Raw genomic sequence first — 12,476 nt, forward strand, 5'->3', positions numbered from 1 at the left:
ATGTCATTTCTCCAAATCAAAGACCTGCACAAGTCATACGGTAACGTGCCGATCCTGAAGGATATCAATATCGAAATCGATGAGGGCGGTTTTCTCGTCCTCGTTGGTCCGTCCGGTTGCGGTAAATCTACCCTGCTAAACACTATTGCGGGACTCGAACCGATTACCTCAGGCGATATTTCTATAAGGGGAAAGTCGATAAGTGGGCTGCATCCATCGAAGCGTGATATCGCCATGGTGTTCCAGTCCTATGCGCTGTATCCGAATATGACCGTGGGAGGAAATATCGCCTTCGGTATGGAAATTCGTGGCGTACCGAAACCCGAGCGTGACAAAGCTATCAAACAGGTTGCTGACATGCTGCAGATCGGCCATCTTCTGGACCGCAAGCCAAGTCAGCTTTCAGGCGGTCAGCGTCAGCGCGTTGCCATGGGCCGGGCGCTTGTGCGCAACCCGCAGGTGTTTCTATTCGACGAACCATTGTCCAATCTCGATGCCAAGCTGCGTGTCGACATGCGTACGGAAATCAAGCGCCTGCATCAACGGATGAAGACAACGATTGTTTATGTGACGCACGACCAGATCGAGGCCATGACCCTTGCCAGCAAGATTGCGGTGTTGAAGGACGGTGTCCTGCAGCAATTTGGCACGCCTGCAGAAATCTACAACAATCCGACAAATCTGTTCGTTGCGGATTTCATGGGTTCACCGGCCATGAATCTTCTCAAGGCAAAGATCGATGGAGCAGCTTCTGATCTGCATGTGACTCTCGAACGGCCCGATGCAGCCCCCTTGCGGCTGCCAATCAAGAAGACCAATGCTGCGCTGGCAGGTTATTCCGGCAAGGACGTTGTCTTTGGTATTCGTCCGGAAGCCCTTACCGATCCGGATGGCGCCGACAGAAATGCGGCGTCTCTGGCTGAGGGCGAGTGCTTGATCGAAGTGGTTGAGCCGGCTGGCTCGGATACTTTCGCTGTTACAAAGCTTGGCGGCAAAGAAGTGGTCGCACGGCTGCGTGCAGATGCTCATATTCTGCCGGGCCAGAAGACAAAGCTCGCGTTCAATCTGGACAAAGCAGTGTTCTTTGATCCGCAATCGCAATTGCGTATCGGCGCTTAAAAAGCGCCGAACGATTCCGAACAAATGACACGTCAACCGCAACCACGTACAACTGCAGATATTGTCATCATCGGCTCGGGTGTTGGTGGTTCGACTATGGCCGCTGGCCTCGCGGCGTCGGGAGCTGACATTCTCATTCTTGAGGCGGGAGATCATCTCCCGGATCGTCCGGAAAATCGTGATCCAAGAGCGATCTTTCAAAGAGGTTTCTTCCGCCCCAAGGAGAGCTGGTATGACGAAACTGGGAAAGCCTTCAATCCCGGGAATTACTACAATGTAGGCGGGAACTCGAAATTCTACGGTGCAGTGCTTACACGTTACCGTGCCGAAGATTTTGAAGAGATGCAGCATTTGGAAGGCGTCTCGCCAGCTTGGCCATTCCGGTATCAAGAATTGGAACGGTGGTACGGTAAGGCGGAGGAACTGTTTCAGGTCCGTGGTGCTCTGGGCGAGGATCCAACCGAACCGCAGCATTCAACCCATTATAAATTTCCACCCGTGCCGGATGAGGCTCCAATCAGCTTATTACGCCAGCGCCTCAAAACCGCAGGCGTTCATCCTTTCTCGCTGCCGCTTGGCGTTGATATCGATACATGGCTGTCACATGGCAAAACACCTTGGGATGCACACCCTAACAGTTTCAATGGCAAAATGGATGCAGAGACCACTGCACTTGCTGCAGCGCTGAAACACGACAATGTAACAATCCAGACAAACTCACGCGTGACCAATCTGGAAACAGCATTAGACGGCAAAACGATCACTGCCGTGCACTACGAAACAGGCGGACAGCGCTTTGTTATCAAGCCTAAATTGGTAATCCTTTCAGCCGGAGCGGTGCAATCTGCGGTTCTCCTTTTGCGCTCTGCGAATAATGCAAATCCGGCGGGGTTGGCCAATCGTTCCGATCAGGTCGGCCGAAATTTTATGAACCACAACCTGTCGGCGGTTATTGGCTTTGACCCTCGCTTTAAAAACGATTCCGTCTATCAGAAGACGCTGGGCTTCAATGATTTCTATCTTTCCGACGGAAAGGGTGGAGCGCCGTTAGGCAACGTCCAGTTGCTCGGCCGGATCAGCGCGCCTGTCCTGAAATCTGATATGAAACTTGTGCCCGAGTGGCTCCTGAACAGATTTTGCGCCCACACCGTGGATTTCCTTGCCATGAGTGAAGATGTGCCGAAGCCTGAAAGCCGAGTCCAGATTGATGGCGATAAAATCATCCTCCAGTGGATAAGAAGCAATTGGCATGCTCATCAAAAACTGGTTGCACAAATCAAGGCTGTACTTCGTGCGGCAGGTTTCCCTTTGGTTGTTTCCAAAGCATTTGACCGGAAGACCCCATCGCATCAGTGCGGTACCGTGCGTATGGGCGCTGATCCTTCAACCGCGCCGCTTGATATATATTGCCGCTCCCATGACCATTCCAATCTCTTTGTGGTTGATGCCGCGTTCCTGCCGACATCTGCTGCCGTTAATCCTGCGCTGACAATTGCTGCTCAGGCCCTGCGCGTTGCAGATCATATTACTGCAAAGGAGCTGAGCTGATGAGGCGTCCGCTTGCGATTGTTACCGGTGCGCGCCGGGGTATCGGCTTTGGAATCGCCAAGGCATTGGCATCCAAAGGATTTGACCTCGTGATCACGGATATTGCCGCGGATGAAGCAAGTGAATCTGCCATAGAAATATTGCAGAATCTCGGCGCAAAGGCTCAATTTATTCAAGCAGATATTGCCGATCTGTCGGCGCACCAGGCAACAGTACAAACAATTATCGATGAGTTTGGCCAGATCGATTGCCTCGTGAACAATGCAGGAATTGGCTCGAAGGTGCGAGGAGACTTTCTCGATCTGGATGCTGCCAATTACGACACGATTTTTGACGTCAATCTCCGCGGGACCGTGTTCTTTTCCCAAGCGATAGTTCGGGAAATGATCTCAGACAAGGCCGTCGGCCATCCACGCTCGATCATCAATATTACATCGGTTTCGGCGGCAATGACATCGCCGGAACGCCTTGATTACTGCATGACGAAAGCAGCGCTTGCTGCCTTCACACAAGGGTTGGCATTGAGGCTGGCTGATCATGACATCAGTGTTTTCGATGTTCGCCCCGGTATTATCCGTTCTGACATGACCGCCAGCGTTACCGAAAAATACGACCGTCTGATTTCGGATGGCTTGGTTCCGATGAAGCGCTGGGGCGAGCCGGATGACCTTGGTCGCATCGCTGCCGCACTTGCCAGCGGAGATTTCAATTTTGCCACAGGTTCCATCATCAACGCGGATGGTGCCCTTTCCATAAGCAGGCTCTGAAATGAAAAGCTTTGATTACATTATCACTGGCGCTGGACCGGCTGGCTGCGTGCTTGCCAACAGGTTGAGCGAAGACAGCGATGTTTCAGTCTTGCTGCTGGAGGCCGGTGGAGGTGATTGGAATCCGTTGTTCCATATGCCTGCGGGCTTTGCCAAAATGACCAAGGGGGTTGCCAGCTGGGGTTGGGAAACCGTACCGCAAAAGCACATGAACAACCGCGTTCTTCGCTATACGCAGGCAAAGGTTATAGGCGGCGGCTCCAGCATCAATGCCCAGCTTTACGCACGCGGCAATGCAACCGACTACGACTTATGGGCGAATGAGGATGGTTGCACGGGCTGGAGTTATCGCGACATCCTCCCGTACTTCAAAAGGGCTGAAGACAATCAACGTTTTGCTGACGATTATCACTCCTATGGTGGTCCGCTCGGCGTTTCAATGCCGGTCGCCGCATTGCCGATCTGTGATGCCTATATTCGCGCCGGTCAGGAATTGGGTATCCCCTACAATCACGATTTCAACGGCAAGCAGCAGGCAGGTGTGGGTTTTTACCAACTAACGCAGCGCAATCGGCGTCGCTCTTCCGCATCGATGGCCTATCTCTCTCCCATAAAAAAGCGCAAGAATTTGACAGTGCGTATGGGCGCTCAGGTATCAAGGATTGTCATTGAAGGCACCCGCGCCGTGGGGGTGGAGATCATCACCGGCAATACTCGTGAGATCATACGTGCAGACCGCGAGGTTCTGGTTAGTTCGGGCGCAATTGGATCGCCAAAGCTTCTACTGCAATCGGGTATCGGCCCTGCCGATCACCTGAAAAGCGCTGGTATTCCGGTCGTACACAATCTGCCGGGTGTCGGTGAAAATCTGCAGGATCATCTGGATCTTTTTGTTATCAGCGAATGCACGGGCGATCATACCTATGACGGGGTTGCCAAGCTGCATCGTACCCTCTGGGCGGGGCTGCAATATGTGATGTTCCGTTCAGGTCCCGTTGCCTCCAGCCTGTTTGAGACAGGCGGCTTCTGGTATGCCGATGCGGAAGCGCGGTCACCTGACATCCAGTTTCATCTGGGGCTTGGCTCAGGGATTGAGGCTGGCGTGGAACGCCTGAAGAATGCCGGTGTAACGCTGAATTCTGCATATTTGCATCCGCGCTCCCGCGGCACTGTGCGCCTGCGTTCCGGAGACCCCACGGCGGCTCCGCTGATCGATCCAAATTATTGGAGTGATCCGCATGACCGCAAGATGTCGATCGAAGGATTGAAGCTGGCTCGCGAGATCATGCACCAGGCAGCACTTAAACCATATGTTCTAGCCGAGCGTTTGCCCGGACCAAAATACAATTCGGATGAAGAATTGTTTGAGTATGGCTGCGCCAATGCAAAGACAGACCATCACCCGGTCGGTACCTGCAAGATGGGTACGGATTACATGGCTGTTGTCGATCTTGAATTGAAAGTGCATGGCATTGAGGGCTTACGGGTGTGTGACAGTTCCGTGATGCCGCGCGTTCCCTCAGCCAATACAAATGCACCTACGATCATGGTGGGAGAGAAAGGTGCCGATATCATCCGCAACATGGCACCGTTACCATCCGCGATATTCTCCAACGAACTCAATGAAAAACGACCACGGGCACGAGAGAAAATCAGCTAGTTACCGCATTTCCGGAGGCATTGATCCTACTTCTTCCAACAGCCATTCCAGAAAAAGCCGCATTGCGGGACGCTGGGGACGGTCATCAGGGCAGGTTAGCCAATAGGCATGATTGCTTACGAAACCATAGCCAAGTGGGTTGATAAGTTTCCCGGAAGCAAGCTCATCGGCAATCAGGCCACGCGGTACCAAGGCTAGTCCCTGTCCCGCTATGGCAGCACGAATAACGAGAGCGTAATAACCGAAATGCGTAATGCGTTCCGGGGTGAAATCAGTGATTTTGTGAGCGGCTGCGAACTCGCTCCAGCGTAATGGCGTATGTTTGTGATCAAGAAGTGGAAAGGAACGGATGTCACCCGGCCTTTGGATACCGCCATTTTTGGCAAGAAAGTGCGGTGCTCCAACAAGAGCTACCTGTCGCCCGAAAAGGTAATAATTGTTCTGCCCATGCCAATCGCCTTCCCCAAACCGGAAAGCTGCATCTGCCTGGTTAATCAAGTCAGCCGTTGCAAAGGTGGAAAGTTCCACGTCGATTTCGGGATGCGCATCTGCGAACCCGGCAAAGCGGGGAATTACCCAGCGGTCGCCCATGATTGGTAGAATGTGAAGTTTGATTGCATTGGGTGATGAGCCCAAGGCAGCAATACGCAGAGTTGCATTTTCCAAGGCACCCAAGGCAACCCGAGCCTCGTTTACATAGATGCGGCCGGCTTCTGTAGCTGAAAGGCCATAGGGCGTACGCGTGAAGAGAACAGTTCCTGCGAGTTGCTCAAGTGATTGAAGCTGTTTGCTGACGGCGCTCTGGGTCATATTCAACGCCTGTGCGCAAGCCGTCGTGCTTCCTCGCTCGGCAATCGTGACGATCACCTGCAACGCGCGCGTGGATGGGTAATTGCGGCCAGTAACCATTTCAATTTGCCCTTGGAGGGGTATTCCATTTTGGAATGGTTACGCGAAATCATTTCGTTTGTCGCGCTGAAATCACAACCATAAGCTTCAAACAACAAAGAATAAGGGAACAATATTATGTCTGAGCAATCCGCGCGCTTGTGGGGTGCACGTTTCAGAGCTAGTCCATCTGCAGAACTGACAGCACTATCGAGATCGGAAAGCAGCTATTTCCGCCTTGTACCCTATGATCTCGCATCATCAGCGGCTCACGCCCGGGAACTGGTTCGTGCAAAAATCCTGACAACCGCCGAAGCGGATCAAGTCTGCGCCGCGCTTGCAACTATTGGAAAAGAACACAAATCGGGAGCCATCTCCCCGTCTCTTTCCGATGAGGATATCCATACGTTTCTCGAGCGGGTGCTTGGCGAGCGTGTTGGCATATTGGGAGGGAAGTTACGTGCAGGACGATCACGCAACGATCAGGCAGCCAACGACTTGAAACTTTATCTGCGTGATGTCGGTCGCAGGATTGGTTCTGATATGCTTACCCTTCAGGCTGCATTGATGGGGCAGGCCAGTCAGCACGTAGAGACTGTCACTACTGGATTTACACATCTGCAACCGGCACAACCTGTGAGTTTTGCACATCAACTGCTTGCACATGCTCAAACCTTTGCGCGCGATTTCGAGCGACTGCGTGACTGGGATCGCCGTGCGGCGCGTTCGCCGCTGGGCGCTGCGGCGCTTGCAGGATCAGCCATCGCCTTGCACCCTGAGCGGTCAGCCGAAGAGCTTGGTTATGACGGGCCGTGCGAGAATTCAATAGATGCCGTTGGCAGCCGGGATCATGTGGCAGAGTTCCTCTTTGTTATGGCAATGTTCGGCGTGCACCTGTCACGCCTCGCCGAGGAGCTATTCCTGTGGTCGTCTCGGCAGTTCCGCTGGATCGAAATGGATGATTCCTATGCAACAGGATCATCGATCATGCCGCAGAAGAAAAACTGCGATATTGCAGAATTGACCCGCGGTCGCGCCTCGCGTTTGATTGGCAGTTTGACGACGATGCTGGTTGCATTGAAAGGTTTGCCCTTTGCCTATAATCGCGACTTGGCCGAAGATAAGCATGCTGCGTTTGATACGATAGATGCGCTGGAGCTGGTCGTGCCTGCGATGGCCGGGCTCATCCGCACAATGCGGGTGAATGTCGATCGGATGCAGCAGCATTCTGTAGATGGCTTTACGCTCGCGACGGAAGTTGCCGATTGGCTGGCAAAAAATGGTGTGCCATTCTCGGAGGCGCATGAAATTACAGGCGCTCTTGTACGCTATTGCGAGGACCGGGAAGTTGGACTGGAGGATTTGAGCGACGATGATCTTGCCGCAGTTGATACGCGTTTACTGCCATCCATCAAATCAGCGTTGACGGCAAGGGCAGCAATTGAAGCGCGCAGAGCTTATGGCGGAACCGCACCCGCCAGGGTTAAAGAACAGATCGCGCGGTTGGGCAATTTGTTGAATGAGCAGCAGGAGTGGTTGAACCTCTATTCCGGTCCCAGATTTGAAAGGTAAGACACATGGCAAGCGTCGACAGTACCATTTCCATTCCTCCGGCAAAATATTCGATTGCTCATCTCCACCATCAGCCGCGTCGGCATTATGGGCGCTGGCTGGCCGCCGCCCTGATCATTCTGGCGTTGGCTCTGATCGTCAAAGCCTTCGCACAGGGGCAGATTGCCTGGCCTGTGGTTGCGCAGTTTTTCACTGCTCCGGCTATTCTTTCAGGACTTTGGAACACAATCCTGATGACAATCTGCGCCATGGCGCTTGGACTTGTTCTTGGTGTTGTTTTTGCGATCATGATTATGTCGCCAAATCCGGTGCTCAAATATGTGGCCGTGTTTTACATCTGGTTTTTCCGGGGCACGCCGCTACTCCTGCAACTTCTGCTCTGGTTCAACCTTGCTCTGATTTTTCCGACTTTGGGTATTCCGGGCCTGTTCGAAATGCGGACCGTCGATTTCATGACACCATTCATGGCGACGCTGCTCGGACTTGGCATCAATCAGGGAGCTTATACGGCGGAAGTGGTTCGCGGCGGAATTCTCTCCGTCGACAACGGTCAAATTGAAGCTGCGAAAGTGATCGGCATGACACGCCTCACCATGTTGCGCCGGATCATTCTGCCGCAAGCAATGCGGGTTATCATTCCGCCCGTCGGCAATGAAGTCATCAGCATGGTCAAGCTGACTTCCGTCGCCAGCGTAATTGGTTATGCCGAAATTCTGCGCAACGCACAGTCCGTCTATTACGCTAACAACCGCGTCATGGAACTGCTGATTGTTTCGGCCATCTGGTATCTGGTTGTGGTCACCATACTCTCCATCGGGCAGCACCTGCTTGAGAAACATTATGCGAAAAGCCAAGGACGACGGGATACCAAGCGCGCAGCCGCTGCAGAAGCAGAGGGAGCGTAACGATGTCCTCCATGGTGGTTGCAGTTGAGCTTAACAAATTTTTCGGCGATTTTCAGGCTCTCGACAAGGTTTCACTTGAGATAGAGCATGGCGAAGTCCTGTGCATTATCGGTCCGTCCGGATCAGGCAAAAGTACGCTACTGCGCTGTATAAACCAGCTTGAGCGTATCGATTCCGGCGCAATATGGATTGATGATGAACTCATCGGGTTCAGGCAGGAAGGTGACAAGCTCTATCAGTTGAATGACTCGGAGATTGCACGCCAAAGACTTTCAAGCGGCATGGTGTTTCAGCGGTTCAACTTGTTTGCTCATATGACGGTGCTCGAGAATATTATTGAGGGTCCGGTAACGGTGCAAAGGCGTACCAAAAGTGCTGTTATTCCCGAAGCCATGGCGTTGCTCGAAAAAGTGGGGTTGGCTGACAAGAAGGACTCCTATCCCAGCGAGCTTTCGGGCGGTCAGCAGCAACGTATCGCGATTGCCCGGGCCTTGGCGATGAAACCGAAGCTGATGCTCTTTGACGAGCCCACATCGGCGCTTGATCCGGAGCTTGTCAGCGACGTTCTCAGCGTCATGCGTAATCTGGCGAAAAGCGGTATGACGATGGTTGTTGTCACGCATGAGCTTGGTTTTGCCCGCGAGGTGGCGAACCGTGTGGTGTTTATGGATCATGGCAAGATCATTGAGAGCGGAACGCCTCAAGAGATTTTAGGCAGTCCGAAAGAAAAACGCACTCAGGATTTTATCGCAGCCGTTCTGGCTTGAAGCAATAAACATAAAAGAGGAACAGAGAACATGAGCAACTTTATCAAACTGGCGCTACTGGGTATAAGCATCGCAGTCAGCATCCCTGCTACGGCGCAAGAACTTCCGGCGCGCATCAAGGATGCCGGAAAGATCATCATTGCAACGATGCCAAATTATCCTCCGATTACCTACAAGGACCCGGCGACAAACGAGCTTCAGGGCTTCGACATCGATCTTGGTGAAGCGATCGGCAAGGAGCTTGGTGTCAAAATCGAATGGCAGGAAATTGCATTTGCTCAAATGCTGCCCTCTTTGCAAACCGGACGCGTTGATCTGGCAATGGCCGGGATGAGCGACAAGAAGGCGCGTCAGGAGACGGCGGATTTCGTTGACTACATGAAGTCCGGTGCTCAGTTCTACACTTCCAAAGCTCTTGCCGGAGAGATCAAAACGGTTGACGATCTTTGTGGAAAATCAGTGGGCGCAAGCCGCTCGACTGATTGGCCTGCCCAGATCACTGCGTGGAGCGAAGCCAATTGCACTGCAAAGGGCAAGCCAGCGATCAATGTTACAGGCACAGAAGGATCTGCAGACGCCCGCACACAGATCAAAAGTCAGCGATTGCAGGCCGCTGCGCAAGGCAATGAAACTCTGCCTTACAATCAGAAGCTCGAGCCTGACACATATGTGACGATTGGCGATGCGTTCAGTCAGTCATTGGCTGGCATTCCGGTTCTAAAATCTGAAACCCAATTGCGCGACGCAGTTAAGGCGGCACTTGAGAAATTGCAGGCGAACGGAACCTATGATGTCCTTCTCGACAAGTATGGGCTCAAGGCCAACAAACTGTCACCCATCACAGTCAACATGGGCGACTAGGCTTTAGTTGAAATTACATACAAGAATGGCAACTCCGGAGCACTTCCGGGTTGCCATTTTTCATGGAGTTATTGAATTGCCTGAAGTGAGATTGTCAAAAGCGTCAGATCACGCTGCGCTCGCCGCTCTGTTCGAGGAAATGCAGGCGCATTACAATGTCCCATGCCCGTCGCGAGAGGTGATACTTGAAGGGCTCACTGCGATGCCGGTGGGTACAGAAATTCTTGTTGCCGGAGAGCAAGCAATCAAGGGCTTTGCTGCAATCGCTCCGGTCTATCCCGGGCCGGAGCTTGGATCAGGCTTGTTCCTCAAGGAGCTGTTCGTATCAAAGCGTTTTCGAGGATCGGGTGTCGGAAAAAGCTTGATGCAGGGCGTGGCGAAACTGGCACTTGAGCGAGGACATGGCCGTGTCGACTGGACCGCTGACCGTGATAACCTTCGTCTTCGCGCCTTTTACGATGGGTTGGGTGGAGCGTCAAAACCTGAGAAGTTGTTCTATCGCCTCGATGGAACGGCCCTCCTTGCCGCAGCAAAAAGTGATAGTTAGCCGCCTATGACCTTTTGGGACGAATGACCCATCCGTAAATGGCACTTCCTGCAAGTAGTATGCTGGTGGCTAGAAAAACAGCCCGCATGCCAAAATGCCCGCCAACGAAGCCACCCGTAAGCGGACCTATGACCTGTCCGGCATATTGCGAGGACGTTGCATAACCAAGAATGTTGCCCGCAACCCTGTCCGGTACATTATGCCTGATGACGCTTGTAATACAGGGCAGGAGGCCGCCAAGCGAAAGGCCCATAAGAAATCGCAAGACGACAAGCTGCCAGCCCTCAGTGACAAAAGCCTGCGGGATCAAGAGCAACGCAGATACGCCAAGGGCTGCGACGATTACATTCCAGTGCCCTATGCGGTCGGCCAGTTTGCCAAGTCTTGATGCAGACAGAATGCTGCCCAGTGCAGCTGCAGACATCACTATACCGGCAACCATCGTTATATGAGCCGGATTGTCGACCAGTTGCGCCACGTAGACTGTGATGATGGGTTCGATAGACATATTGGCAAGCATCAGGAGCATGCCGGTAACCAGCATCGCGAATACCGGACGTTTATCCGGAATTGCCTTCCATCCACCAGTTTGTTCAAGAGTTTTGTTTTTTGCCGGCCGCTTTTCTTCTTTGATGAAGAGGCTCGTCGCCAGAAAGGTTATGAAGATGACGCCACCGGCCAGCCAGAACGTTGCCCGGATACCAATCAATGGCGGCAAACCTCCACCAATCAGCGGTCCAATGAGATTTCCGGCCATGATGCCTGACGCGAGCGTTCCCAAGGCCCAGCCGGTCCGCGCCTTAGGTGTTTGCGTTGCAACAAGGACTGTTGAGCCGGATGCGTAACCGCCGAGCAATCCGGTAAGCAGGCGGAGAACTATCAGATGCCAGACCTCGGTTGCCATCCCCATTAGCGACATTGCAATTGCCATGCCGAGACTTGCCCGGATCAACATCAGCTTGCGCCCATAGAGATCTGCGAGACGCCCCCATAGCGGTGCGACCAGAGCAGCGGTAAAGAATGTTGCTCCATAAGCGATACCGGACCATTGGACGATAGCGGCATGATCAGTTTCACCCAGTTGCTCAATGTACAGCGGCAGGAATGGCAGGATCAAAGTCATTGCTACGATGGTAGTGAATGACCCGAGCAGGCAAACCCATAGGTTCTGCCGCCAGTAAATTGATTCCCCTGAACTGGAGGAGCTATCTGTGTCGGTCAATTCATCCAACTATGTTATATTCACCGCGGACAGCCATATCCCGATATGATCCGGCATGGCGAAATTTACGTAGCTTAGACATTGCAGTTATGGTTCGGGAGAGCAACCATGGTCAAAGCATTTGGATGTTTCATTGCAGCTGTATTGTTGAGCTTGGGCCTAGTCGGGTCGATTTACGCGCAGGAGTCTCCCGAGGTCTTTCAATCCATTATCAAGAATCAGATTGCGGCCTTCCTGAACGATGACGCCAAAACGGCCTACTCGTTCGCCTCTCCCTCCATTCAGGGCAAATTTCCGAACCAGAACCTGTTCTTTGAGATGGTCAAAAAGGCTTACCAACCGGTCTACAGACCGGGCAATTTTGCTTTTGGCCGCAGCAAGGCAGCGGGCGATCAGATTATTCAGGAAGTGCTCATCACAGGCCCCGATGGCAAAGACTCAACGGCAATCTATCTGATGCAGAAACAGCCGGATGGTTCTTACAAAATCAATGGAGTGCAAATACTGCAAACAACAGTTGGGCCAGCAATTTAACAACGCGCTGAGCCAAAATTGGAAGCGTAACCTTGCATTGCTGGAGCCAGCGAATAGGCTCTATGCCGACTCACGGCAACAGCATC

The 12,476-nt window shown here is 52.8% G+C and carries 12 protein-coding genes; 10 read left to right on the forward strand and 2 right to left on the reverse strand.

Going from position 1 to position 12,476, the window contains the following annotated elements; all coding sequences use genetic code 11:
- The 4 genes from ugpC to ABKW30_RS04465 are packed head-to-tail and all read left to right on the forward strand — an operon-like array spanning position 1 to position 5,094.
- Positions 1-1,119, forward strand: coding sequence for a sn-glycerol-3-phosphate ABC transporter ATP-binding protein UgpC (gene ugpC / locus ABKW30_RS04450; protein ID WP_348596903.1), 1,119 nt, complete (start codon positions 1-3; stop codon positions 1,117-1,119).
- A gap of 24 nt (positions 1,120-1,143) precedes the next feature.
- A complete protein-coding gene (locus ABKW30_RS04455; RefSeq protein ID WP_348596905.1) occupies positions 1,144-2,667 on the forward strand; it encodes a GMC family oxidoreductase in 1,524 nt (507 codons plus the stop codon).
- Positions 2,667-3,434 carry a 3-ketoacyl-ACP reductase gene (locus tag ABKW30_RS04460; protein WP_348596906.1) on the forward strand — a complete coding sequence of 256 codons (768 nt, stop codon included), beginning with the start codon at positions 2,667-2,669 and terminating at the stop codon, positions 3,432-3,434. Before ABKW30_RS04455 ends, ABKW30_RS04460 begins: the two co-directional genes overlap by 1 nt.
- Before the next feature lies 1 nt (position 3,435).
- On the forward strand, positions 3,436-5,094 hold the full coding sequence (locus ABKW30_RS04465; RefSeq protein ID WP_348596908.1) for a GMC family oxidoreductase N-terminal domain-containing protein: 1,659 nt from the start codon (positions 3,436-3,438) through the stop codon (positions 5,092-5,094).
- Here ABKW30_RS04465 and ABKW30_RS04470 read toward each other — a convergent pair whose 3' ends face one another.
- Positions 5,095-6,003 (reverse strand): LysR substrate-binding domain-containing protein, encoded by a 909-nt coding sequence (locus ABKW30_RS04470; protein ID WP_348596909.1) that lies wholly within the window; start codon positions 6,001-6,003, stop codon positions 5,095-5,097.
- A gap of 117 nt (positions 6,004-6,120) precedes the next feature.
- Between ABKW30_RS04470 and argH the strand changes: the two genes are divergently transcribed.
- The 5 genes from argH (at position 6,121) to ABKW30_RS04495 (ending at position 10,634) form a co-directional block, all read left to right on the forward strand.
- The gene (argH, locus tag ABKW30_RS04475) at positions 6,121-7,554 is read left to right on the forward strand and encodes an argininosuccinate lyase (RefSeq protein WP_348596911.1); all 1,434 of its coding nucleotides are present in this window, start codon (positions 6,121-6,123) and stop codon (positions 7,552-7,554) included.
- Between the two features lie 5 nt (positions 7,555-7,559).
- Positions 7,560-8,459, forward strand: coding sequence for an amino acid ABC transporter permease (locus ABKW30_RS04480; RefSeq protein ID WP_348596913.1), 900 nt, complete (start codon positions 7,560-7,562; stop codon positions 8,457-8,459).
- Positions 8,460-8,461: 2 nt separating this feature from the next.
- The gene (locus ABKW30_RS04485; RefSeq protein WP_348596915.1) at positions 8,462-9,226 is read left to right on the forward strand and encodes an amino acid ABC transporter ATP-binding protein; all 765 of its coding nucleotides are present in this window, start codon (positions 8,462-8,464) and stop codon (positions 9,224-9,226) included.
- A gap of 30 nt (positions 9,227-9,256) precedes the next feature.
- Positions 9,257-10,087, forward strand: a complete 831-nt coding sequence (locus tag ABKW30_RS04490; protein ID WP_348596917.1) for an ABC transporter substrate-binding protein — start codon at positions 9,257-9,259, stop codon at positions 10,085-10,087.
- Between the two features lie 70 nt (positions 10,088-10,157).
- Positions 10,158-10,634 (forward strand): GNAT family N-acetyltransferase, encoded by a 477-nt coding sequence (locus ABKW30_RS04495; RefSeq protein WP_348597617.1) that lies wholly within the window; start codon positions 10,158-10,160, stop codon positions 10,632-10,634.
- Between the two features lie 4 nt (positions 10,635-10,638).
- Here the strand turns inward: ABKW30_RS04495 and ABKW30_RS04500 are convergent, their stop codons facing one another.
- Positions 10,639-11,856: a multidrug efflux MFS transporter gene (locus ABKW30_RS04500; protein WP_348596919.1), complete on the reverse strand. Its 1,218-nt coding sequence runs from the start codon at positions 11,854-11,856 to the stop codon at positions 10,639-10,641.
- 108 nt (positions 11,857-11,964) lie between these two features.
- Between ABKW30_RS04500 and ABKW30_RS04505 the strand changes: the two genes are divergently transcribed.
- Positions 11,965-12,390: a DUF4864 domain-containing protein gene (locus ABKW30_RS04505; protein WP_348596921.1), complete on the forward strand. Its 426-nt coding sequence runs from the start codon at positions 11,965-11,967 to the stop codon at positions 12,388-12,390.
- The last annotated feature ends 86 nt before the right edge of the window (positions 12,391-12,476 follow it).

It is taken from the genome of Phyllobacterium sp. SB3 (assembly GCF_040009165.1).
GTDB lineage: Bacteria > Pseudomonadota > Alphaproteobacteria > Rhizobiales > Rhizobiaceae > Phyllobacterium.